The 23610-nt window shown below is 36.0% G+C and carries 34 protein-coding genes; 6 read left to right on the top strand and 28 right to left on the bottom strand.

Annotated features, from left to right (window positions below; genetic code table 11):
• Nucleotides 1-158: 158 nt before the first annotated feature.
• Together CKV71_RS04030 and ppdK are read right to left on the bottom strand one after the other, a co-directional pair.
• The gene (locus tag CKV71_RS04030; RefSeq protein WP_095104094.1) at nt 159-977 is read right to left on the bottom strand and encodes a pyruvate, water dikinase regulatory protein; all 819 of its coding nucleotides are present in this window, start codon (nt 975-977) and stop codon (nt 159-161) included.
• A complete protein-coding gene (gene ppdK, locus CKV71_RS04025) occupies nt 964-3606 on the bottom strand; it encodes a pyruvate, phosphate dikinase (protein ID WP_095104092.1) in 2643 nt (880 codons plus the stop codon). The genes CKV71_RS04030 and ppdK overlap by 14 nt, the downstream gene beginning before the upstream one ends.
• A 218-nt stretch (nt 3607-3824) precedes the next feature.
• Here ppdK and CKV71_RS04020 point away from each other — a divergent pair, with 218 nt between their 5' ends.
• From CKV71_RS04020 to CKV71_RS04000, 5 genes are all read left to right on the top strand, one after another.
• On the top strand, nt 3825-4343 hold the full coding sequence (locus CKV71_RS04020) for a YfiT family bacillithiol transferase (RefSeq protein WP_095104090.1): 519 nt from the start codon (nt 3825-3827) through the stop codon (nt 4341-4343).
• A 202-nt stretch (nt 4344-4545) separates the two neighbouring features.
• Nucleotides 4546-5022 carry a PTS sugar transporter subunit IIA gene (locus tag CKV71_RS04015; RefSeq protein WP_095104088.1) on the top strand — a complete coding sequence of 159 codons (477 nt, stop codon included), beginning with the start codon at nt 4546-4548 and terminating at the stop codon, nt 5020-5022.
• A 15-nt stretch (nt 5023-5037) separates the two neighbouring features.
• Entirely contained in the window at nt 5038-5340 is a 303-nt protein-coding gene (locus CKV71_RS04010) for a PTS sugar transporter subunit IIB (protein ID WP_095104086.1), read from the top strand.
• A 47-nt stretch (nt 5341-5387) separates the two neighbouring features.
• The gene (locus CKV71_RS04005; RefSeq protein WP_095104084.1) at nt 5388-6791 is read left to right on the top strand and encodes a PTS galactitol transporter subunit IIC; all 1404 of its coding nucleotides are present in this window, start codon (nt 5388-5390) and stop codon (nt 6789-6791) included.
• Nucleotides 6792-6920: 129 nt separating this feature from the next.
• On the top strand, nt 6921-7400 hold the full coding sequence (locus CKV71_RS04000) for a PTS sugar transporter subunit IIA (protein ID WP_095104082.1): 480 nt from the start codon (nt 6921-6923) through the stop codon (nt 7398-7400).
• Nucleotides 7401-7502: 102 nt separating this feature from the next.
• On the opposite strand, the gene CKV71_RS03995 is transcribed toward CKV71_RS04000, so the two are convergent.
• Together CKV71_RS03995 and CKV71_RS03990 are read right to left on the bottom strand one after the other, a co-directional pair.
• Entirely contained in the window at nt 7503-8897 is a 1395-nt protein-coding gene (locus CKV71_RS03995; RefSeq protein WP_095104080.1) for a DHA2 family efflux MFS transporter permease subunit, read from the bottom strand.
• A 120-nt stretch (nt 8898-9017) separates the two neighbouring features.
• Nucleotides 9018-9485 (bottom strand): MarR family transcriptional regulator, encoded by a 468-nt coding sequence (locus tag CKV71_RS03990; RefSeq protein ID WP_095104078.1) that lies wholly within the window; start codon nt 9483-9485, stop codon nt 9018-9020.
• Nucleotides 9486-9697: 212 nt separating this feature from the next.
• Here CKV71_RS03990 and CKV71_RS12405 point away from each other — a divergent pair, with 212 nt between their 5' ends.
• Entirely contained in the window at nt 9698-9835 is a 138-nt protein-coding gene (locus CKV71_RS12405) for a hypothetical protein (RefSeq protein WP_157738588.1), read from the top strand.
• Between the two features lie 262 nt (nt 9836-10097).
• Here the strand turns inward: CKV71_RS12405 and rpsI are convergent, their stop codons facing one another.
• From rpsI to rplN, 24 genes are all read right to left on the bottom strand, one after another.
• Nucleotides 10098-10490 carry a 30S ribosomal protein S9 gene (rpsI, locus tag CKV71_RS03980; RefSeq protein ID WP_047130843.1) on the bottom strand — a complete coding sequence of 131 codons (393 nt, stop codon included), beginning with the start codon at nt 10488-10490 and terminating at the stop codon, nt 10098-10100.
• Nucleotides 10491-10509: 19 nt separating this feature from the next.
• Complete coding sequence (gene rplM / locus CKV71_RS03975) at nt 10510-10947, bottom strand: 50S ribosomal protein L13 (RefSeq protein WP_095104072.1); 438 nt, start codon at nt 10945-10947, stop codon at nt 10510-10512.
• A gap of 214 nt (nt 10948-11161) precedes the next feature.
• The gene (truA, locus tag CKV71_RS03970; RefSeq protein ID WP_095104070.1) at nt 11162-11965 is read right to left on the bottom strand and encodes a tRNA pseudouridine(38-40) synthase TruA; all 804 of its coding nucleotides are present in this window, start codon (nt 11963-11965) and stop codon (nt 11162-11164) included.
• 4 nt (nt 11966-11969) lie between these two features.
• Nucleotides 11970-12776 (bottom strand): energy-coupling factor transporter transmembrane component T family protein, encoded by an 807-nt coding sequence (locus tag CKV71_RS03965; protein ID WP_095104068.1) that lies wholly within the window; start codon nt 12774-12776, stop codon nt 11970-11972.
• Nucleotides 12766-13629, bottom strand: a complete 864-nt coding sequence (locus tag CKV71_RS03960) for an energy-coupling factor transporter ATPase (protein WP_095104066.1) — start codon at nt 13627-13629, stop codon at nt 12766-12768. The genes CKV71_RS03965 and CKV71_RS03960 overlap by 11 nt, the downstream gene beginning before the upstream one ends.
• On the bottom strand, nt 13626-14435 hold the full coding sequence (locus tag CKV71_RS03955; protein WP_371685462.1) for an energy-coupling factor transporter ATPase: 810 nt from the start codon (nt 14433-14435) through the stop codon (nt 13626-13628). Before CKV71_RS03955 ends, CKV71_RS03960 begins: the two co-directional genes overlap by 4 nt.
• A gap of 355 nt (nt 14436-14790) precedes the next feature.
• Nucleotides 14791-15159 (bottom strand): 50S ribosomal protein L17, encoded by a 369-nt coding sequence (gene rplQ / locus CKV71_RS03950; protein WP_047130849.1) that lies wholly within the window; start codon nt 15157-15159, stop codon nt 14791-14793.
• A gap of 22 nt (nt 15160-15181) precedes the next feature.
• On the bottom strand, nt 15182-16126 hold the full coding sequence (locus tag CKV71_RS03945) for a DNA-directed RNA polymerase subunit alpha (RefSeq protein ID WP_046099928.1): 945 nt from the start codon (nt 16124-16126) through the stop codon (nt 15182-15184).
• A gap of 85 nt (nt 16127-16211) precedes the next feature.
• Entirely contained in the window at nt 16212-16601 is a 390-nt protein-coding gene (gene rpsK, locus CKV71_RS03940) for a 30S ribosomal protein S11 (protein ID WP_095104062.1), read from the bottom strand.
• 23 nt (nt 16602-16624) lie between these two features.
• Complete coding sequence (rpsM, locus tag CKV71_RS03935; protein ID WP_095104060.1) at nt 16625-16990, bottom strand: 30S ribosomal protein S13; 366 nt, start codon at nt 16988-16990, stop codon at nt 16625-16627.
• Nucleotides 16991-17012: 22 nt separating this feature from the next.
• On the bottom strand, nt 17013-17126 hold the full coding sequence (rpmJ, locus tag CKV71_RS03930; RefSeq protein WP_002479550.1) for a 50S ribosomal protein L36: 114 nt from the start codon (nt 17124-17126) through the stop codon (nt 17013-17015).
• Between the two features lie 33 nt (nt 17127-17159).
• The gene (infA, locus tag CKV71_RS03925) at nt 17160-17378 is read right to left on the bottom strand and encodes a translation initiation factor IF-1 (protein ID WP_001118443.1); all 219 of its coding nucleotides are present in this window, start codon (nt 17376-17378) and stop codon (nt 17160-17162) included.
• A gap of 189 nt (nt 17379-17567) precedes the next feature.
• A complete protein-coding gene (locus CKV71_RS03920) occupies nt 17568-18218 on the bottom strand; it encodes an adenylate kinase (protein WP_095104058.1) in 651 nt (216 codons plus the stop codon).
• Nucleotides 18219-18234: 16 nt separating this feature from the next.
• A complete protein-coding gene (gene secY, locus CKV71_RS03915; RefSeq protein ID WP_095104056.1) occupies nt 18235-19527 on the bottom strand; it encodes a preprotein translocase subunit SecY in 1293 nt (430 codons plus the stop codon).
• Nucleotides 19527-19967 carry a 50S ribosomal protein L15 gene (rplO, locus tag CKV71_RS03910; RefSeq protein WP_095104054.1) on the bottom strand — a complete coding sequence of 147 codons (441 nt, stop codon included), beginning with the start codon at nt 19965-19967 and terminating at the stop codon, nt 19527-19529. The genes secY and rplO overlap by 1 nt, the downstream gene beginning before the upstream one ends.
• Nucleotides 19968-19992: 25 nt before the next feature.
• Nucleotides 19993-20181, bottom strand: coding sequence for a 50S ribosomal protein L30 (rpmD, locus tag CKV71_RS03905; protein WP_095104052.1), 189 nt, complete (start codon nt 20179-20181; stop codon nt 19993-19995).
• Nucleotides 20182-20197: 16 nt separating this feature from the next.
• Nucleotides 20198-20698 carry a 30S ribosomal protein S5 gene (rpsE, locus tag CKV71_RS03900; protein WP_095104050.1) on the bottom strand — a complete coding sequence of 167 codons (501 nt, stop codon included), beginning with the start codon at nt 20696-20698 and terminating at the stop codon, nt 20198-20200.
• Nucleotides 20699-20719: 21 nt separating this feature from the next.
• Entirely contained in the window at nt 20720-21082 is a 363-nt protein-coding gene (gene rplR / locus CKV71_RS03895; RefSeq protein WP_095104048.1) for a 50S ribosomal protein L18, read from the bottom strand.
• A gap of 31 nt (nt 21083-21113) precedes the next feature.
• Nucleotides 21114-21650 carry a 50S ribosomal protein L6 gene (gene rplF, locus CKV71_RS03890; protein WP_095104046.1) on the bottom strand — a complete coding sequence of 179 codons (537 nt, stop codon included), beginning with the start codon at nt 21648-21650 and terminating at the stop codon, nt 21114-21116.
• A 25-nt stretch (nt 21651-21675) separates the two neighbouring features.
• A complete protein-coding gene (gene rpsH, locus CKV71_RS03885; protein WP_095104044.1) occupies nt 21676-22074 on the bottom strand; it encodes a 30S ribosomal protein S8 in 399 nt (132 codons plus the stop codon).
• Between the two features lie 32 nt (nt 22075-22106).
• On the bottom strand, nt 22107-22292 hold the full coding sequence (locus CKV71_RS03880; protein WP_095104042.1) for a type Z 30S ribosomal protein S14: 186 nt from the start codon (nt 22290-22292) through the stop codon (nt 22107-22109).
• Nucleotides 22293-22317: 25 nt separating this feature from the next.
• Nucleotides 22318-22857, bottom strand: a complete 540-nt coding sequence (rplE, locus tag CKV71_RS03875; RefSeq protein WP_095104040.1) for a 50S ribosomal protein L5 — start codon at nt 22855-22857, stop codon at nt 22318-22320.
• Nucleotides 22858-22882: 25 nt separating this feature from the next.
• Complete coding sequence (gene rplX, locus CKV71_RS03870; protein ID WP_095104038.1) at nt 22883-23200, bottom strand: 50S ribosomal protein L24; 318 nt, start codon at nt 23198-23200, stop codon at nt 22883-22885.
• A 32-nt stretch (nt 23201-23232) separates the two neighbouring features.
• Nucleotides 23233-23601 carry a 50S ribosomal protein L14 gene (rplN, locus tag CKV71_RS03865; RefSeq protein WP_015900969.1) on the bottom strand — a complete coding sequence of 123 codons (369 nt, stop codon included), beginning with the start codon at nt 23599-23601 and terminating at the stop codon, nt 23233-23235.
• Nucleotides 23602-23610 lie beyond the last annotated feature (9 nt).

Below are 23610 nucleotides of genomic sequence, written 5' to 3'. Positions count from 1 at the left end.
TCTCCTTATTTCTCATTAGCATATTCTTCTCTTCCCGAATTTCGAAAAAATTAAAAGGCCGCGCTTGAGTGTGAGTGCTCAAACACGGTCAGACGTTTATATTTTAAATTGTGAATGTCGGATATTTTTTTAAGTGTGAGAAAGATAAAGCAATATCCTTATTTTTTATTTAAATATTTTTCAATATAGAATGCAGATTCTTCTATAGATTTATATTCTGTATTTATGACAGTCGCATTGAATTTTGAAAAGACTTCTTCTGCATAGCTGAGTTCTTCTTTAATGCGCTGCAAACTATTATAATTTGCAGAACCTTTCATTCCTAAGACGCGAATACGCTCTGTACGGATGTTCATAATATAGTTCGGACTTGCTGTTAAGCCGAACACTAGCATTTTCTTGTTAAATACTTCTTCAGGTATAGGCGCTTCAGGCACTAAAGGGATATTCGCTATTTTGTAGCCTTTATTTGCCAGGTACATACTGAGCGGCGTTTTAGAGGTACGGGACACTCCTACAATTACTGCATCAGCATCTTCCATACCTTCGTATACCTTACCGTCATCGTATTTAACCGAGAATTCCATCGCTTCTATACGTTGGAAATAATGCTCGTCTAATTTTCGAAGTGCGCCACTTTCACGTAAAGGCGAACGGTGAGTGCGTTCTTCAATAATACTGAGCAAGCCAGACATATAATCTACATAAGGAATCTGTTCTTCTTTGGCAAATTCCTGTCCTAATTGATTGAATTTCGGACTGACTAATGTAGTGACCACTACTGCATTACGCTGCTTGGCTAAGTTTAAAATCGTTAAGAATTCCTCTTCACTTTTAATGAATGGAAATTTTTTAATTTCTGCTTTCTCTTCTAAATCTGGAAACTGCGTCAATGTGGCGTGTGCCATACGCATCGCTGTTTCTCCGATAGAATCTGAAACAATATACAATGTTAAATTTTCGTTAGTTGTTTGCACCGACCAATCTCTCGCTTTCTACCTGACTTTGTGCAGCAGCTAAAATCGCGCCCGGCACACGGAAAGGTGAGCAAGAAACATAATCAATATCTAAATCGTTAAAGAAGTGAATTGATTTCGGATCGCCGCCAAGTTCACCGCAGACTCCAATTTTGATTTGAGGGTTGCTGGCTTTTGCTTGTTCAACTGCTGTCTGAATCAATTGTCCTACACCGTCGACATCTAAAGTTTGGAAAGGATCAACTGATAACAAGTCTCTATTAATATATTCACCAATAAATTTACCTGCATCATCGCGTGAGAATCCATAAGTCAATTGTGTTAAGTCATTAGTACCAAAGCTGAAGAATTCTGATTCTTGAGCAAGTTGACCTGCGATGAGACACGCTCTAGGTGTTTCTATCATTGTACCAATAAGATAGTTCACTGTCTTGTTTTCTTTTTCTTCTAATTCAGAAATGGTTGTCTGAATTGTGTCTTTTAAAGTCTTAAATTCTTCGACAGTAGAAACTAATGGAATCATGATTTCCGGTTTGCTTTCGATACCTTCGGCTTGCAGACGCATCACACTGCCGATAATTGCTTCAGCCTGCATTTCAGCAAGTTCAGGATATGTGACAGCTAAACGACAACCACGATGTCCTAACATCGGATTGACTTCATGCAAATCACCTAAACGTTGTTTCAATACTTCTGGTTGAACGTCTAATTGATTCGATACGATTTGAATTTCTTCTTCTGATTTCGGAAGGAATTCATGTAATGGCGGATCTAATAAACGTACAATAGTTGATCGACCATTAGATAATCTGAAGATTTCTTCAAAGTCTTCAGTTTGATACTTACGAATTTCATTCAAGGCCTCAACACGTTCTTCTTTTGACGAAGCTAGAATGAAACGACGCATTTGCACGAGACGTTCAGCACCAAAGAACATATGCTCTGTACGTACTAGACCAATTCCTGAAGCATCGAATTGATAACCTGCTTCAATGTCTGCAGGTGTTTCGGCATTCATGCGGACAGCTAAACGTGCACTTTCTTCTGCCCACTGCATGAAGCGGTCGAATTCTTCGCTATGTTCAGCACTCGTCGTTTCAATTTCACCCAGGTAGATATTGCCTGTGGAACCATCAACTGAAATAACGTCGCCTTCATGAATTTGTTTACCATGATAATTAACCACTTTATTAGCAGTGTCAATATTCAAGTTTGAGCAGCCTGTCACACAGCATTTACCCATACCACGTGCCACTACTGCAGCATGGGAAGTCATACCACCATGTGTCGTTACAATTGCTTCACTTGCGACCATTCCTTCAATATCTTCTGGAGAAGTTTCAGGACGCATCAAAATGACTTTATCCCCTTGTTCCGCTTGTGCTTTAGCATCTTCTGCTGAGAAGACGACTTTACCTGTTGAAGCTCCAGGGCTTGCAGGAAGTCCTGCGTCAGAAATTGCTTCTGCTGCTTCTAAAGCTTTTTCTTCAAAAGCCGGGTGCAGCAATGTATCGATGGATTTTACATCTACCTTTGTCAGCGCCTCTTCTTTCGTGATAACCCCTTCATCTACTAAATCAACGGCAATTTTCATGGCTGCTTTAGCAGTACGTTTACCATTACGTGTTTGTAAGATATACAATTTGGCATTTTCAATCGTAAATTCGATATCTTGCATATCTTTGTAATGTGCTTCTAATTTCTCAGTCACATCTACAAATTCTTGATAAACATCTGGCATTTGTGTATCTAAAGTAGCGATTTCTTTTGGCGTACGGATACCAGCTACTACATCTTCCCCTTGTGCATTTAATAAGTATTCACCGAATAATTTATTTTCACCAGTTACCGGGTTACGCGTGAAGGCAACACCTGTTCCGCTACGGTCACCACTATTACCGAAGACCATTTCTTGTACATTGACTGCAGTTCCGATGTCATGCGGAATGTCATTTAAGTCACGATAGACACGGGCGCGGTCGTTGTCCCAAGATTTAAATACCGCTTCTACTGCTTCTGTTAATTGTTTTAAAGGTTCTTGCGGGAATGGTTTGTAGACTTCTTCAACATAAATTTCTTTGAAGCGCTCACTGATTTCTTTTAAACCTTCAGCTGGAATATCAGCATCTATTTCATACCCATGTTCTTCTTTATACTTATCAAAATAATGATCGAAAGCAGTCATCGAAATACCGTATACGACTTGACCGAACATTTGCAATAAACGTCGGTAGCAATCATACGCAAATCGTGCATCTCCAGTTTTTTCTGCTAACTTTTCAACATTTTCATCATTCAAACCTAAGTTTAAAATCGTATCCATCATTCCCGGCATGGAGATTTTTGCGCCGCTGCGCACAGATACTAATAATAAATTCTCGTCAGATGAAAATGCTTTGCCAGTTCGTTCTGAGAATGCTGCCAATTGATTATGTAATTCTTCCTTCAATTCATCTGATAATGTTGAACCATGTTTCAAATATTCAATACAAGCTTCTGTTGTAATCGTAAAGCCATCTGGCACAGGTAAGCCGAGTCGCTTCATTTCTGCCAAGTTAGCTCCCTTTCCTCCTAGAAGGTCTTTCATAGCTTGACTTCCTTCTGAAAATGCATAAATATATTTTGTCATTTGCTGATCACCTCATATATCTCTCTTAATGTGTCATACTAATTATTTTAAAGTATGTCATACTGAAAGCGTTTTGACAATTAAAAACATACTATTTCAAAATATTTTTTGGAAAGGTTTTCATTAAATCGTAATATTTTGCTCTTTTTAGGAGAATAATTCGGATTAAATTGCAAAAATGATATACTCAATGTAATAAGATTGATAAAGGAGATACTATGTTAAAAAATCAATATCCCATCGGTTCATATACTTTTCCAGAAGTTTTTACTACGAACGACTTAGCAAATTGGATCAAAGATATAGAGAAACTGCCTGAAAAATTAACGACATTGACAAGCAACCTGTCTCAAGCCGAAAGACAAGCCACCTACAGAGAAAATAGTTGGGACGTTCAAACTTTAATACATCATATTGCAGATGCGCATATGCATGCCTATATACGTACCAAGCTGATATTGACAGAACATTGTCCGAACGTCTGCACCTTTGAAGAAAAGGAATGGGTAAAGCTTTCTGATCAAGATGTTCCTTTAGAATACTCGCTAGCCCTTATCAATGGGCTTCATAAACGATGGTCTACGTTATTAAAGAGTCTGTCAGAAACAGCATTTCATCGAAAAATGCACCATCCAGATGACGGAATGGTAACTTTAGCGGCATTAATTTCTAAGATGGCTTGGCATGGAAATCACCATTTAGAACATATTCGGATTGCGTTGAATAAGGGGAAATAAAATATTTGAACCTACTCTATTACTATAAAGTGATAGAGTATTTTTTTCGGCAAATATTTGGTGGAATATATGTTTAATAAATAAAAAGGCAACTTTTCTACATTCCTAATTATACTATTGACGGTTTTTGTGAGCGGTTTTATAATTTAAATGAACATAAACGAACAATTCAGAACATTTAAATAACTAAGAGGTGTTTCTTATGACAAATTTGATTTTTGAGAACTCTGTTTTTATTACAAATGCAAGTTCTAAAGAAGATGTATTTAGAGAATTAGCAAGGGCATTAAAAGCGAATGGAGACGTTAAAAGCGAATTTTTAGAGCATGTACTAGAGCGTGAAAAAAATTATCCTACGGGTATGGATTTGTCTTTACTCGATATTGATTATCCAAACATTGCAATTCCTCATACAGAAACTGAGTTTGTAAATGTGACAAAAATTATTCCCGTTAAACTAAATCATCCCATTGATTTCCAAAATATGATTTCTCCTCATAATACTATTAAAGTTTCTTTTTTATTTATGATTTTGAATCATGACAAAAATAAACAATCTCAACTATTAGCAAAAATTATGGATTTTATAAATTCTCAAAGTAAAGTTGATTTATTAAATTTCTTTGAATCGAGTGATACAAAAACGATATATGATTATTTAAATAAAAATTTCAAATAAAAGGAGTAAACTACTATGATTAAAATTTTAGCAGCATGCGGAGCAGGAGTTAATTCTAGTCACCAAATTAAATCAGCATTGGAAGAAGAATTAAAAAATCGAGGTTATGAAGTTTCTTGTGATGCAGTCATGATTAAAGATGTAAATGAAGATCTTTTAAACCACTACGATATATTTGCTCAAATTGCTAATACAGATTTCAGTTTTCCTATTACTATTCCAGTTGTTGATGCAGGGGCAATTCTTTACCGTGTTCCAGCAATGGCTGAACCTGTGTATCAAGCAATGGAAGATGCAATAAAATCATTAAATAAATAATATTCAAATTTACAGCAAGACAATTACTTCTAGGAGATGAGATTAATTTGAATTCACTTATTGATTTAGCTAACACCATATTCAAACCTTTAATAGAATTAGGTGCCGCTCCATTAATGACAATTATTTTAGCTATTATTACCTTTATTTTCACGAAAAAAATCAGCAAATCACTTGAAGGTGGTTTAAAACTTGGTATTGCTTTAACAGGTATCGGTGCCATCATCGGAATTTTAACGAATGCTTTCTCCCAAGCAATGACTGATTTCGTTGAGCGAACTGGATTATCATTAAGTATTACTGATGTCGGTTGGGCTCCGCTTGCAACTATTACGTGGGGATCTCCATATACTTTATATTTTTTAGCAGTAATGGTTATTGTTAATATAGTACTTTTATTAATCAATCGAACTAATACCTTGGATGTTGATATTTTTAATATTTGGCATTTATCTATTGTAGGTCTATTTGCGATTTATTGCGGTGCTAATTTATTTGTAGCAACATTACTAGTTATATTTATAGGAGTAATGAAAATAATCAACTCTGATTTAATGAAACCAACATTTAACGACTTATTACATGTCCCATCATCTAACCCTATGACTTCTACTCATATGAACTATATGATGAATCCATTCTTATTAATCATGGATAAAATCTTTGATAAAGTTTTTCCGTGGTTAGATAAGTATGATTTTGATGCAGCAAAACTAAATAATAAAATTGGTTTCTGGGGCTCTAAATTTGCTATCGGTTTATACTTAGGTGTATTTGTTGGTTTACTTGCCGGACAATCTCCTACTCAGATTTTTGCTTTAGCTTTTACAGCAGCTGTTGCCTTAGAATTATTCTCTTTAATCGGATCATGGTTCATCGCATCAGTAGAACCTTTATCTCAAGGTATTTCAAACTTTGCGAACAGTAAATTAAAAGGGCGTCAGCTAAACATCGGTTTAGACTGGCCGTTCATTGCGGGCCGTGCAGAAATTTGGGCTGCAGCTAATGTGTTAGCTCCTATCATGTTATTAGAAGCTATGATTTTGCCAGGAAATAAACTTTTACCATTAGGTGGTATTATCGCCATGGGTGTAACACCTGCATTACTTGTAATTACACGTGGTAAATTATTACGTATGATTATTATAGGCGCAATCGAATTACCTTTATTCTTATGGTCTGGAACACTGATTGCTAAATTTGTAACTGAAACTGCAAAAAAAGCAGGTGCATTCCCTAAAGGTCTAAGTAGCAACACATTGATTTCTCATACTACAATGGAAGGTCCATTAGAAAAATTCTTAAGTTATTTAGTTGGTCACGCAGTCCACGGTGGCGGTATATTTATCGTATACTCAATTGTTGCTCTTGCAATCTATCTACTTGCTTTCATTTGGTATGCATTTGAAATGAAAAAACGTAATAGAATTTACGAAGAAGATAACAATTAATAGTTAAGTATTTTCGCCATTGCAATGAAGATAAAGTATATAATAAGTTGACGTACATCTATTTATAATTCTATACTTTAAGTGAAAAGATAGAATGTTAAATAATATACATCGAAGAAGGAGCAACCTATGAGTCATTTATTTTCTAAAGAAAGTGTATTCGTCTCGAATGCCACTAGCAAAGAAGAAGTTTTTACAGAAGTGTCAGAAGCATTGATTAAATCAGGAGATGTAAAAGATAACTTTTTAGAACACGTATTAGAACGTGAAAAAAATTATCCAACAGCAATCAGCTTAGCTAACATCAGCAAAGACTATCCTAATGTGGCTATTCCACATACAGAACCCGAATTTGTCAATAACACTAAGATTGTACCTGTTAAACTAACAAACCCAATTGTGTTCCAAAATATGAGTTCACCTCATAAAGATATTACTGTTGATTTCTTATTCGTTATTTTAAATGCAGATAAAGCAAGTCAAGTTCATTTACTTTCTGATCTTGTTGCATTTTTCGAAACACAAGATAAAGATGCATTGGTAGAATTCTTTAAATTAACTGATGCTGACGCTATTTATGAGTACCTAAAAGAAAACTTTAAAGCTTAAATTGCAAAAACCATCTTGGAAACTCAAATGAATCCAGGATGGTTTTATATTATATTTAATTTTCATCCGCTTATTAGTTAATTGAAAGTTACATCAGCGATTTTAAGCTCGTCTTTTTAACTTTAATGACGGTAGTAATAGGATAATAAGTAAGATTGCTGATAGCGCAAATCCTCCTTGATATCCGCTTATTTCTTGAGCTCTAGAAGGCATGTTAGAAGTCATGAAGTATGCTGTTATTGTAGCTATCATTGCTGTGCCGAAACTTGAGCCTAAATTTTCTATCATATTGATTGCAACACCTGCTGGCGGCAAGTCTTTATCTGCTAAACCAATATAAGCTGAACTTGTAAAGCCGAGCATAATGCCCCCGACACTGCATCCTCGCGCGAAGAGCATGAGATAGAGCCACCATAGACTGGTATGATCCGTAATGAAGACAAAGGAAATTGTACTCATGATAGAAATTAGAATCGAAACAAGGCTTACAACCTCTGCCCCTTTGCTGTCGATTAATTTACCAATTAATGGTCTTGTCACTAACATACCTATGCCTTGAGGAATGAGCGCTAAAGAAGCTTGAATCATATTCATATGATAAATATTGATAAACAATAGCGGCAAGATAATCATCGGTCCCATTATCGCCGCGTTCGCTAATAATAGACCTGCTCCAGATAATGAGAAGAATTTATATTTAAACAGTGACAATGGCAGAATTGTTTCGCTGTTTCTTCTTTTGTCATAGAACATATAGAGAATTAAACTGATGACGCCTATGACAATGAAGAGAGTAGCCGATGAATTAAACTGGTTACTGTTATGACTTAACTGATTAATGCCATACATGAATGCACCAGAGAATACAATCAGTAAAATCATGCCCACTACATCTAATTTCTTCTCTTTATCAAACGGTGTAAATTTCGGAATGTACTTATTCATTAAGGGTACTGCAATGACCACAACAAAGATATTAATAAAAAATATCCAACGCCAAGATAGAAACTGTGTCAGAAAGCCGCCAAGTACCGGACCGAATATTGGTCCAAATATCATAGGAGTACTTACGATAGCCATGACACGCCCTATTTTATCTTGTCCTGCTACTTTTACTAAAAGTGACATCATTAGTGTTGTGATAACCCCAGCACTGAATCCTTGAATCAAGCGTAAAATGACGAATAGATATACATTAGTACTTAACCCAATAATTAAAGAAATAGTGCCAAAGATGACAGTAGCATTGATAAAAACTGCTTTACTATTAAATCGATTCATTAACCATCCAGATACTGGAACTGCCATGGCCAATGCCAACATATAACCTGTAATGGCCCACTGAATAATATTAAGTGAGGAATGAAAATCTTTGATTAAGTGATTGATTGCGATATTTATCATCGTAGAGTCTAGCATCGGAGCAATCGCGCCTAATGCAATCGCCCAGGCACCTGCTAGGACATCTCTTGGTAATTTATTTGTAGAATGTGCTATATTAAAGCTCCTTTCGAATATTGTTTCCTGTTCAACAAAATAAACTTTATCACGTTATTGTTTCCTCGTCAACAATAATCGAGAATAAAAAAAGAGACCTCCTTTCTAGGAACGTCTCCCTTAATTAATCGTACGATTTTGCTTAATAATTTCTTGATCTAGATGATTGCGATATTGATTAATAAAGTTCATCATTGATTGGTATTGTGTATCATCCATTTCTTCAAATACTTTTTCATCACGCTTTTGAAATTTAGCATGTAACTGTTCATGTGTATGATAGATTTTTTGGCCTGCTGCAGTTAGCTTGAAGTAAATTTCTTTTTTATTATCTTCTTTTTGATAACTTTCTATTAATTCTTTTTTCATCAATCGTTTTGTAAGTTTACTGATAGCACCTCTAGTCATATAGAGCGTTTCAGCCAACCTTCTGACATTAGGATCTGTATTTTCTTCAATAGCTTCAATACAATGCACTTCAGTAGAAGTTAAACCTTTGAGCGCTTCTTCCATTTCAAACTTATTCAAATAAGCGATTTTATTAAATAAGTCTCTGAAGTTGTACATGAGTTCTTCTTCTTTATTCATAACTTATAGGCTCCTTAATTCGCATTACAATCAAAATAACGTCTTTTTATCTATACTATACTTTTTCATTACATTATAAAAGCTTATATAGCTAGTATTTATTTATGATTATTAACTAAACATTCAAGATATAATCTCATTAGCGCTTATTTAGGATGATATAATTTAATTAAGATTTACCGATAGTATAAACACCTGAGGAGTGGTTCAACATGAAAAATAATTCTAAAATAAAGATATTAGATAAAGTTGTTTTAAGAAACGTTGATGCTGCTGGCACTGTTTCAGGAGGAACATTCGGAGCATGGTCCGGTGGAGCAATGGGAGCGGCAACTTTTTGTGGGATTTAAATTTTTAAACTATAAGTATCCGCTGATTCCTATAATTCAACTCATACTTTTGGGAATAATCAACTTTCTCACCAAAAGTAGTTTATTCTGGCAAGCAATTAATTTACTTGGTTTAATAGGTATGGTAATAATTACTATTTTTACTTACAAAAAAATTGGTAAATCTAAGAAATATAAATAGAAATTCTACTGATAAGCAAAAAGCACTCTCCAACATTTGATGGAGAGTGCTTTGTATTGAAACATCGTATTGAGCCAACAATTAACGTTTTGAGAATTGTGGAGAACGACGTGCTTTTTTAAGACCTGGTTTTTTACGTTCTTTCATACGTGGGTCACGAGTAAGTAATCCAGCGCGTTTTAAAGAACCTCTGTATTCAGGATCTGCTTCTAATAGTGCACGAGCGATACCATGACGGATAGCTTGTGCTTGACCTGTGAAACCGCCACCGTGTACGTTAACTAAAACGTCATAGTTACCTTTAGTTTCTGTAACTTCGAATGGTTGGTTTAAGTCTAAGATTAATGATTCAAATGGTAAATATTCACGTACGTCTTTACCGTTTACTGTGATGTTACCTTCGCCTGGTACTAAACGTACACGTGCTACTGAGTTTTTACGACGGCCTGTGCCTCTATATTCAACTTGTGCCAATGTAATTTCCTCCTTCTAATTAACCACGTAACTCGTAGTTTTCTGGTTGTTGTGCAGCGTGTGGATGTTCAGCGCCACCATATACATATAATTTTTTACCTTGTTTTTCGCCTAAGCGTGTACTTGGTAACATGCCTTTGATTGAAATTTCAAGTAAACGTGCTGGGTTTTTCTCTCTTAATTCACCAGCTGTGATTGATTTAATTCCGCCTGGGTAGTTAGAATGACGGTAGTAAACTTTGTCTGAAGCTTTTTTACCTGTCATTTCGATTTGTCCAGCGTTGATGATGATTACATAGTCACCACTGTCAACGTGTGGAGTGAAAGTTGCTTTATGTTTTCCGCGTAAAATAGATGCTACTTCTGATGATAACCGACCTAAAGTTTGGCCTGCTGCATCGATAACATACCATTTGCGCTCAATGTTTGATTCATTAGCCATAAATGTTTGACGCATAATAATTGTCCTCCTAATAATAACTGCTATGCAAGTTGCTTTTTTTAAAACAATGTTACGATTCAAAGCTCAGATAATATTCATTTAGTTGATTTTAATTCGACTTTGCTTCTATATCTAGTAACACAATAAGTTTCCGGGGCTTATCGTGGTGGTGATATAAAACAATACCGCATATAATCGTATAATTTATCTAGGTATTTGTCAATACGATTCAATCATTTTCTAATGATTTTTTACGATGTATTTTAATATCAGACCCGAAGTCATTCACTAATTCTTCTGGCGCTAAATAGATTTTTTCCAAGTAAAGTCCTTCTGCTGGCGCAGTAAAAGGAACCTGCTTGCGATCTTTAGCTTCTAAAAGTTTAGGGACATCTTCAGGTTGGCGTTTCCCTTTGCCTACTTCGATTAAGAAGGCAACAAGTACACGAACCATATTATACAGAAAACCTGAGCCAGTCACAATGTAATCAAAGCCATTTTCTGTTTTAATAATTTCACTTTGATATAAAGTACGTTCTTTACTTTCTACTTCTGTTTTCTGCGAACAAAATCCTGTAAAGTCATGTGTCCCTATAAAGTACTGTGCCGCTTCGTTCATCTTTTCTATATCTAAGTCATCACGATAATACGTCTTTAATCCGCTCATAAAGACATCGCGATGCGCACCTTGATATACTTTATATCTATAACGCTTGCCTACGCAGTCATAGCGACAATGAAAGTTCTCGTCGACTATAGATACCTCATTGACATAAATGTCGTCAGGCAAGGCGCTATTCATCGCATATTGCCATTTATCAGGCGCAATATTCAATTCGGTATCAAAGTGGAAATATTGTTCTATCGCATGCACGCCTCTATCCGTTCGACTTGATGGATGAATGCGTACGTGACGTTTATGCATGCGTTTTAAAATCTTTTCAAATTGTTGCTGCACTGTTCTGCCGTGCTGTTGAATTTGAAATCCTAAAAAGTTACTTCCTTGGTATGAAATTTTTACTAATATCCGCACACTTCTACACTCCTATATTTTTCAGTGCAAATAAAATTGCAGCGATTGGAATCAACAATAAGATAAGTGTCGTATCTTTCCAATGCCACTTTAATTTACGATAGCTGGTACGTTTGGCTTTCACATCATAGCCTCTGACTTCCATCGCTATTGCTAAATCTTCCGCACGTTGAAAGGCTGAAATAAACAACGGAATCAACAATGGAATAAACGCTTTAATTCTTTGTCCAATGGAACCTGAACTAATTTCTGATCCTCTTGATTTCTGTGCAAGGATAATTTTATCCAATTCTTCCATCAACGTCGGAATGAAACGCAAAGCAATCGACATCATCATACTTAATTGCTGTACAGGCACCTTGATAAAGCGTAAAGGTGATAAAATTTTATCAAATGCATCTGTTAGTGCAATAGGACTAGTTGTAAGGGTCATGATAGTTGAAATCATCATAATGAACATTAAACGGCAACAAATATAAATACCCTCGATAATGCCGCCTGTTTCAATTGTGATAAATTTCCAATGAAATAGTACGGTACCGCCCTTAGTCAAGAACAGATGCATTAAAAAGGTAAACACTAAGAAAAAGAGAATAGGTGTTAATCCTTTTAACAGATACAATAATTTGATTTTCGAACAATACATTAAGATAAGAACGACTAGTAGCAACCAACCATACATTGCAAAGTTATGACAAAAGAATACTAATACGATATAAAAGAATACAAAGCACAATTTAGCTCTTGGATCTAAATGATGAATCATAGAATCTAGTGGCAAGTAACGACCAATAATAAATTTATTTTTCATGAGCTTGCCACTCCTTGTAAAGCTTTATAAATTCCTCATCTGATAATGCGGTTTCAGGCAACTTGATATCATGCTTTTGCTCAAAATCATATTGCAGTTGTACAATATCTGGTAAATCTAAATGATATTCTTTAACGCGCTGATGATTGCCAAATAAAGCACGTGGCGTACCTTCAAACACTAGAGTACCTTTCTGCATTACTTTTACATTCTCAGCATACTGTGCCACATCATTCATATCGTGTGTCACTAGAACTATTGTCTTTCCTTGTTCTTCTTGCAACTGTTTGAATAAAGCCATCACTTGGTCACGACTTTGCGGATCCAAACCGGCTGTCGGTTCATCTAAAATAATAACATCTGGATCCATAGCCAAAATAGAAACAATCGCAATCTTCCTCATTTGGCCTCCTGACATTTGAAATGGAGATTTCTCCATAATATCGCGTTCAAACCCTAATTCCATCAGCAAGCGATAAGCATACTCTTTTACTTTCTCTAAATCCATTTTAAAATTTTTTGGACCAAAAAGGACTTCTCTTTCCACACTATCCTCAAACAGTTGTGATTCTGGAAATTGAAAGACAATACCGATTTTTTGACGGTACGGACGAATAACTTTGTCTTTAGACTTAGCAGTTATTTTTAAATTATCTAATTCTACTGCTCCGTACGTCGGTTTCAATAGACCATTAAATTGTTGGATTAAAGTAGATTTCCCAGAACCTGTTTGTCCTATAATGGCATAATAACGACCATCTTCAAAATGTGTATCAATATGATGCAGTGCTTCATATTCAAAGGGTGTTCCTATTTGATATACGTAGCTGACATCATCAAACTTTACCTTCATAAACGCTCCACCAACTCATCATAATTTATAAATTCAGATGGATGGCCTAGCATTTGATTGATTCGCATTGGAAATGGTAAATCTAAGCCAATCTCTGTCAATGATGTCCCTTTCTCAAAAATTTCTTTTGGTGTTCCCTTTTCGTATACCTTGCCTCGATTCAATACAATCATATAATCTGAATCAACAGTTTCGGTTAAATCGTGTGTAATAGAGATAATGGTTACATTTTTATCCTTATTTAAATGTCGTACTAAACGCATAAGTGATTGTTTCCCTTCTGGATCAAGCATAGAAGTAGCTTCATCCAAAATAATAATTTCTGGGCTTAATACTAATACACCTGCAATTGCCACACGTTGCTTTTGTCCTCCTGACAATGCTTGCGGTTCATGATTACGCTGTGCGAACATATCGACTTCTTTAAGTACCTCTGGAACGTCTTCATGCATTTTATCATAAGGAACTAAAAAGTTTTCTAATCCGAATGCTACATCGTACTGCACAGTTGAACCGACAAATTGATTGTCAGGATTTTGAAATACAATACCGATATGTTTTCTGATTTCACTTAAATTATCAGGTGTAATTTTCTGATTTCTATATAAGATTCGTCCCTCTTGGTATTGCATCATCCCCATCATCAACTTAGCAACTGTTGATTTGCCAGAACCATTATGGCCGACGATAGAGGTCCATTTTCCTTCAGGTATCTTGAAAGAAATATTTTTTAATGTAAACCACTCATCACCTTGATATTGGAATGAAACATTATCGAATTCAATTATATGTTCATTATTCAAAATGGCTCTGTCCCTTCGTTATAATTTTCACTCTTTTATTGTACATGAATATAAGGTAGGTGTACATGTACAGATATGGTTAAAGCCCCTATACGTATGATACCGTTAGGGGCTTTAAAATAAAAAAGCGCGCACCCCATTCTTTTTTTGAGTTCACGCTTTAAATTTATTAAGTTAGATGAATGGGGTACTCTGAGCTAGACAATATTTGTATGTGGCAAACATTATCGTTGCACTCATTTGCTTTATATAATCAATAAGTCTGTGTGTTTATTTTTAGTACAATGATAAGCGCACAATGCTCTCATCGTGTTCTTCTACTTATCATCTTCGCTTAGCTTCAAGTTATAACTTCAAATTAAACTAATTCGATAATTGCTGATTCAGCACCGTCTCCGCGACGAGGTCCTGCTTTAAGCACGCGAGTGTAACCGCCTTGACGATCAGTGTAACGTGGTGCAATTTCACCGAATAATTTTTGTAATGCTGTTTGTGTTGTATCGTCTTCGTTTAAGATTTCAACATCACGAACGATTTTAGCTGCTTGACGACGAGAAGCTAAATCTCCTTTTTTACCTAAAGTGATCAAACTATCTACTACACCGCGTAATTCTTTAGCGCGAGCTTCAGTAGTTTCGATACGCTCATTAACGATAAGTGAAGTAGCTAAGTCACGTAACATAGCTTTACGTTGATCAGATGTACGACCTAATTTTCTGTAACCCATGAGTTAACCTCCTTTACCTTTATCAATCTTCTTTTCTTAGACCTAAACCTAAGTCTTCGAGTTTGTATTTTACTTCTTCTAAAGATTTACGACCTAAATTACGTACTTTCATCATATCTGCTTCAGATTTGTCAGCCAATTCTTGAACAGTATTGATTCCTGCACGTTTTAAACAGTTATAAGAACGTACTGATAAGTCTAATTCTTCGATAGACATTTCAAGTACTTTTTCTTTTTGGTCTTCTTCTTTTTCAATCATGATTTCAGCGTTTTTCGCTTCATCAGTGAGTCCAACAAAGATGTTCAAGTGCTCAGTTAAAATTTTTGCTGCTAAAGAAACTGATTCTTGTGGAGTGATAGATCCATCAGTCCATACATCTAATGTTAATTTATCAAAGTCACTGCTTTGACCTACACGAGTATTTTCAACTGTATAGTTGACTCTTTCTACTGGAGAGTATAATGAATCAACTGGAATAACACCAATTGGTAAATCACTCGTATTATTTTGTTCAGCTAATGCGTAACCTCTACCCTTATTAGCAACAAGACGGATTTTCAAATGTCCACCTTTAGATACAGTCGCAATTTTAAGCTCTGGATTTAAAATTTCAACATCACTGTCGTGAGTAATGTCTGCTGCTGTAACTTCGCCTTCATCTTTAACATCGATTTCTAACGTTTTATCTTCTTCAGAATAAATTTTAAGAGCAAGTTTCTTAATATTCATAATGATTGTAGATACGTCTTCTACTACGTTATCAATTGCTGAGAATTCATGAAGTACGCCTTCAATCTCGATGTACTTAACAGCTGCACCTGGCAATGAAGATAGTAGGATACGACGTAAGGAGTTTCCTAGCGTAGTGCCATAGCCACGTTCTAGTGGTTCAACAACAAACTTACCGAATTTAGCATCTTCACTAATTTCAATTGTCTCAATTCTAGGTTTTTCAATTTCTATCATTATTTACATATCCTCCTTGGTTACGTCGACTTATAAGATACTGCTTATCTCAGTGATCTGCGGAACATAACATTTAACTATAATATTATACGCGACGACGTTTTGGCGGACGGCAACCGTTATGAGGTACTGGAGTAACGTCTCTGATAGCTGTTACTTCTAAACCAGCTGATTGCAATGCACGGATAGCTGATTCACGACCAGGACCAGGTCCTTTTACTGTTACTTCAACTGTTTTCAAGCCATGTTCCATAGCTGTTTTTGAAGCAGTTTCAGAAGCCATTTGTGCAGCGAAAGGTGTTGATTTTTTAGAACCTTTAAATCCAAGAGCACCTGCTGATGACCATGATAATGCATTACCGAATTCATCAGTAATTGTTACGATTGTATTGTTGAAAGTTGAACGGATGTGTGCCACACCATTTTCAACATTCTTTTTCACTCTACGTTTACGAGATACTTGTTTACGTGCCATTTAAAATTTTCCTCCTTTACCTATTATTTTTTCTTGTTAGCTACAGTTTTAACTGGGCCTTTACGCGTACGAGCGTTGTTTTTAGTTTTTTGACCGCGAACTGGTAAGCCACGACGGTGACGGATACCACGGTATGATGAAATTTCCATCAAACGTTTAATGTTTAAGTTTTGTTCACGACGTAAGTCACCTTCAACTTTGTATGCGTCAACTGTTTCACGGATACGACCTAATTCGTCGTCTGTTAAATCTTTAACGCGAGTGTCAGGAGAAACGTTAGCTTCTTCTACAATTTTAGCAGCAGTTGATTTACCTACACCGTAGATATAAGTTAATGAAATTACAACGCGTTTTTCGCGTGGAATATCGATTCCTGCAATACGTGCCATATTATTTTACACCTCTCTTTTATTAACCTTGTCTTTGTTTGTGTTTCGGATTTTCACAAATGATCATTACTTTACCTTTACGTTTAATGACTTTGCATTTTTCGCAAATAGGTTTTACTGATGGTCTTACTTTCATTTTTATACCTCCCTATAATAATGGAGTGACGAATTATTTATAACGATAAGTGATTCTTCCACGAGTTAAATCGTATGGAGACATTTCTACAGTTACTTTGTCGCCAGGTAGAATACGAATATAATTCATTCTGATTTTACCACTAACGTGTGCTAAAATCTCATGACCATTTTCTAATTCTACTTTAAACATTGCATTTGGTAAAGTATCTAGTACTGTACCTTCTAATTCAATTACATCTTGTTTTGCCATTAGAACAATTCCCCCTTTTGCATTATTAGTTAATGTCTATTGGAAAATGTTAGACATACTGCCGTTGTCATAAGTGTTGAACAAAATTTTGGGAATCATTATCGTCATTTTGTCACTCTTAATACGTGAATACTAAGCGACTAACAATTTGCGACTACCTTCATTCAACAAACAAGCAGCAATGTTGAATTACTTAAGATTATCTAGGATACCGATAACAGATTCTGTTACCTTTTCGATATCGCCAGAACCGTCAATGTTTTTCAAAACGCCTTCTTTATCGTAATACTCGATAATAGGTTTTGATTGCTTAACATTGACTTCTAAACGTTTTGCAACTGTTTCAGGGTTGTCATCTTCACGTTGGTATAATTTACCGCCATCAAGATCACAAACACCATCAACTTTTGGAGGATTGAACACAAGATGATAAGTCGTTCCGCAAACTTCACAAATACGACGTCCAGTAAGTCGATTCATAAGTTCTTCTTCAGGAACTTCAATGTTGATGACTGCATCTATCTTTCTGTCAAGTTCTTTCATGATTTTACTTAATGCTTCTGCTTGTTCAAGTGTACGTGGGAAACCATCTAATAAAAATCCTTTTTTCGCATCGTCTTCAGAAAGTCTTTCTTTAACGATACCTACAGTTACTTCATCAGGAACAAGTTCGCCGCGGTCCATGTAAGACTTAGCTTCTTTACCCAATTCAGTTTCATCTTTGATAGCTTTTCTAAACATATCACCTGTAGATATATGCGGAATAGGGAATTTCTTAACTATTTCACTCGCTTGAGTTCCTTTACCTGCACCAGGTAAACCCATTAAGATGATATTCATATTGCCCTCCTACAGTTTATCTACCACCAAAGCCTTTATATTCTTTTTGATTAACTTGTGCTTCTAAACTTTTCATTGTTTCGATTGCAACACCGATAACGATTAATAAGCTAGTACCGCCGACTTGAATTGACTGCGGCAAGTTCATAAATTTAGTAGCAAGTATCGGCAAGATTGCGATTACTGCCAAGAAGATAGAACCTACAAAAGTTAAACGATATAAAACTCTAGTAATATACTTTTTAGTTTGTTTACCAGGTCTGATACCTGGAACGTAACTGCCTTGTTTCTTAAGATTGTCAGCCATTTTTTCAGGATTAACTTGAACAAATGCATAGAAATAAGTGAATGCAATGATCAAGATAATATAAATTACCATTCCAATATTACTTGATGGATTGGCTGTATTGGCAATTTGCTGTGCCCAGTCTGCTTTAGGGAAGAACATCGTTAATGTTCTTGGAAGCAAGAAGAATGCCATTGCAAAGATAACTGGGATAACCCCTGCTGAGTTAACTTTTAACGGCAAGTAAGTTGCATTAGAACCTAAACGCTGAGCTGATTGTTTTTTGGCATATTGAATAGGTATTTTACGTACAGCTTGAAGCACGTATACAGCACCCATTGTTAATAAAATCAAGCCTATTGCTAAACCAGCTACTTGCAGCCATGCCATTGTTGTATCACTTTGCCCGACAAAGGCTTGTTGATAAAACTGAATAAGCGAAGACGGCAATGTAGATAAAATACCAGCAAAGATAATGATTGAAATACCATTACCTACACCGTATTGAGTGATTTGTTCACCTAACCATAGTAAGAAAGCAGTTCCTGTTGTCAATACAATTGCGATTAACAAATAACTCATTGGAGAAGGGTCAACAATCAATGCCCCTTTCAAATAGTTATTAAATTGGAACGCCATTCCTATAGATTGAATGAAGGCTAAGATAATTGCAAAATAACGTGTAACGTTATTCAATTTCTTACGGCCGACATCACCCTGTTTAGCCCATTCCGTAAATTTAGGAACAATATCCATTTGCAATAACTGCATTACGATTGAAGCAGTGATATAGGGCATAATCCCCATAGCAAATATGGAAAAGTTCTTCAAGGCTCCGCCACCAAATGTATTTAATAAATCAGTGACACCTTGAGAACCTTGGTTATTATCAAATGCAGCTGGATTGACTCCAGGCGCAGGTATATAAGTACCTATTTTAAAAATAACTAGCATTGCGAGCGTAAAAAAGATCTTGTTCCGTACTTCTTTAGTTTTAAAGAAGTTAACGAATGTTTCAAACATTAGATCACCTCGTGTGCTCCACCTTTAGCATCAATTGCTTCAGCTGCAGATGCAGAGAATTTATGCGCTTTTACTGTTAATTTTTTCTCTAGAGAACCATTACCTAATACTTTGATACCCGCTTTAGCGTTTTTAACCACACCAGTTTCGATTAAAAGCTCAGGAGTAACTTCTGTACCTTCTTCGAATCTGTTAAGTTGTTCTAAGTTAACAACTGCAAATTCTTTACGGTTAATGTTTGTAAATCCACGTTTTGGTAAACGACGGAATAAAGGTAATTGTCCACCTTCGAATCCTGGTCTTACTTTACCGCCTGAACGTGCTTTTTGACCTTTTTGACCACGTCCACTTGTTTTACCATTACCTGTAGCAGCACCACGACCTACGCGGTTGCGTACTTTACGTGATCCTTCTGCTGGATGTAAATCATGTAATTTCATTTCGGCACCTCCTTGGTTATATTTCTTATTTAGCGTCTGTTTCTTCAACTTTAACTAAGTGACTTACTTTTGCAATTTGTCCACGATTAGCGTCGTTGTCTTCAAGTACAACTGAAGAGTTAGTTTTTTTCAAACCTAAAGCTTCGACAGTTTTACGTTGAGTTTCAGGACGTCCAATCACACTGCGAGTGAGGGTAACTTGTAATTTAGCCATTATTCATTTTCCCTCCTTAATTGTACAATTCTTCTACTGATTTGCCACGTAATTTCGCAACTTCTTCAGCATTTTTAAGATTTTCTAAACCATTAAGAGTCGCACGTACCATGTTGATTGGAGTGTTTGAACCTAATGATTTACTTAAGATATCAGTGATACCTGCTAATTCTAATACGGCACGAACTGGGCCACCGGCAATAACACCAGTACCAGGTGCTGCTGGTTTCAATAATACACTTCCTGAACCGAAACGGCCAGTGATAGTGTGTGGAGTAGTACCTTCTACACGGTTTACTGTTACTAATTCTTTTTTAGCAGCTTCTACTGCTTTTTTAATTGCTTCAGGAACCTCTTGTGCTTTACCAGTACCGAATCCGACACGTCCTTTTTTATCACCTACAACTACTAATGCAGTGAAACGGAAACGACGTCCACCTTTTACAACTTTCGCAACACGGTTGATCGTTACAACGCGTTCTTCAAATTCTTTAGCTTCTTCATCTCTACGAGCCATCTATTGTCCCTCCTTTTATGATTAAAATTGTAATCCATTTTCACGTGCTGCATCTGCTAATGCTTTAACACGGCCATGGTATAAGTAACCTCCGCGGTCGAAGACGATTTCAGTGATACCTTTATCAGTTGCTTTTTTCGCAATTGCTTCTCCGACTTTAGAAGATAATTCAACTTTTGAACCAGTTTCATTTTCGAAATCTTTGTCTTGAGTTGATGCTTGAACTAAAGTTACGCCTTTAGTGTCATCGATGATTTGAGCATAGATGTGTTTGTTTGAACGATATACGTTTAAACGTGGTTTTTGAGTTGTACCAGTTAAGTTAGAACGTACACGTGCATGTCTTTTTAAGCGTACTTTATTTTTATCAATTTTGCTGATCATGCTTTATTCTCCTTTCTTAGAGAGTTATTTATTATTTACCAGTTTTACCTTCTTTACGACGAACGTATTCGCCTTGGTAACGGATACCTTTACCTTTGTAAGGTTCTGGAGGTCTTACGGCACGAATGTTTGAAGCAGTAGCTCCAACTAATTCTTTAGAAATACCTTCAACCTTAACTGTTGTATTCTTTTCAACTGTGAAAGTGATTCCATCTTCAGGTTTGAATTCAACTGGGTGAGAGTAACCTACGTTAAGTACTAAGTTACTACCTTGCATTTGCGCACGGTAACCTACACCGATTAATTCTAAAGTTTTTTCGAAACCTTTAGAAACACCTTGTACCATATTGTTGATCAACGCACGAGTTGTTCCGTGAACTGTTCTGTCTTTTTGAGAATCAGATGGACGTACAACTTCTAATGTGTTGTCTTCTAATTTATATGACATGCTGTCGTCAAAAGTTCTTGTCAATTCACCTTTAGGACCTTTGACAGTGATAACGTTTCCTTTGATGTCTACTGTTACATCACTAGGAATTTCAATAATTTTCTTACCTACACGGCTCATTTACGGGCACCTCCTTAATTATTTATTACCAAACGTATGCTAATACTTCTCCGCCTACATTACGTTTTCTTGCTTCTCTGTCAGTGATAATACCTTCAGAAGTAGAAACTAATGCGATACCTAAACCATTTAATACTTTAGGTACTTCGTCTGCTTTAGCGTAAACACGTAAACCTGGTTTAGAAATACGTTTTAAGCCTGTGATAACACGTTCGTTGTTTTGACCGTATTTAAGGAACAAACGTAAAACACCTTGTTTATCGTCTTCTACGAATTCAACGTTTTTAATGAAACCTTCACTTTTTAAGATTTCAGCAATTTGTTTTTTGATATTTGATGCAGGCAACTCGATTTTTTCATGACGCACCATGTTTGCGTTTCTTACACGAGTTAGCATATCTGCGATTGGATCTGACATTGTCATAGATTGTTGCCTCCTTTCAAGACTCTCTTTAATTACCAGCTAGCTTTACGTACGCCAGGGATTTGGCCTTTGTAAGCTAATTCACGGAAACAGATACGGCATAATTTAAATTTGCGGTATACAGAATGTGGACGACCACAACGTTCACAACGCGTATATTCGCGAACTGGGAATTTTTGTTTTTTAGATTGTTTTACAACCATTGATTTTTTAGCCACTTAATTAGCCTCCTTTATTTAGAGCTTATTTTTGAAATGGCATACCGAATTGTTTTAACAATTCACGACCTTCTTCATCTGTGTTCGCAGTCGTAACGATAACGATATCCATTCCTCTTACTTTACTTACTTTATCATAGTCGATTTCTGGGAAAATTAATTGTTCTTTAATACCTAATGTGTAGTTTCCGCGACCATCAAATGCTTTTTTAGAAACACCGTGGAAGTCACGTACACGTGGTAATGATACTGCGATTAATTTGTCTAGGAATTCATACATTCTATCGCCGCGAAGTGTTACTTTCGCACCGATTGGCATACCTTCACGTAGACGGAATGTCGCAACTGATTTTTTAGCTTTTGTGATTAATGGTTTTTGACCAGTAATTAATTGTAACTCTTCTACAGCGTTATCTAAAACTTTAGAGTTTTGAACTGCGTCACCTACACCCATATTCACAACGATTTTATCGATTTTTGGTACTTCCATTACTGAACTGTAATTGAATTCTTTCATCAAGTTCTCAGTAACTTCAGAGTTGAATTTTTCTTTTAAACGGCTCAAAGTGGATCCTCCTTTCAACTAGTTATTAATTATTAGATTTGATTTCTTCGCCTGATTTTTTAGCGATACGAACTTTTTTACCATCTACTACTTTATAGCCAACACGTGTTGGTTCATTAGTTTTAGGGTCTAATAATTGTACGTTAGAAACATGAATTGGTGCTTCTGTTTCTAAGATTCCACCTTCTGGATTGAATTGAGTCGGTTTTTGGTGCTTTTTAATGATGTTTACACCTTCCACAACGACACGGTCTTTTTTAGGTTCTGTAGCTTGAACTACACCTGTTTTACCTTTATCTTTACCTGAGATAACGATTACGTTGTCACCTTTTTTGATATGCATGTGGGCACCTCCTTAGATTTAATTAGTATTGATTATAGTACTTCTGGTGCTAATGAAATAATTTTCATGTAGTTGTTGTCACGTAATTCACGGGCAACTGGTCCGAAGATACGAGTTCCGCGTGGACTTTTATCGTCACGAATAACTACACATGCATTTTCATCAAATTTGATGTAAGAACCATCTTTACGACGAACACCTGATTTAGTACGAACTACAACAGCTTTAACAACTTCGCCTTTTTTGACAACGCCTCCTGGTGTAGCATTTTTAACAGTACACACGATTACGTCGCCGATGTTCGCTGTTTTACGTCCTGATCCGCCTAATACTTTAATTGTAAGTACTTCACGAGCACCAGAGTTGTCTGCTACTTTCAAGCGTGTTTCTTGTTGGATCATGAATTAAAC

The sequence above is a fragment of the Staphylococcus piscifermentans genome (genome assembly GCF_900186985.1).
GTDB lineage: Bacteria > Bacillota > Bacilli > Staphylococcales > Staphylococcaceae > Staphylococcus > Staphylococcus piscifermentans.
Note: the sequence above shows the minus strand (reverse complement) of the source record. Positions and strands in the feature narration are given on the sequence as shown.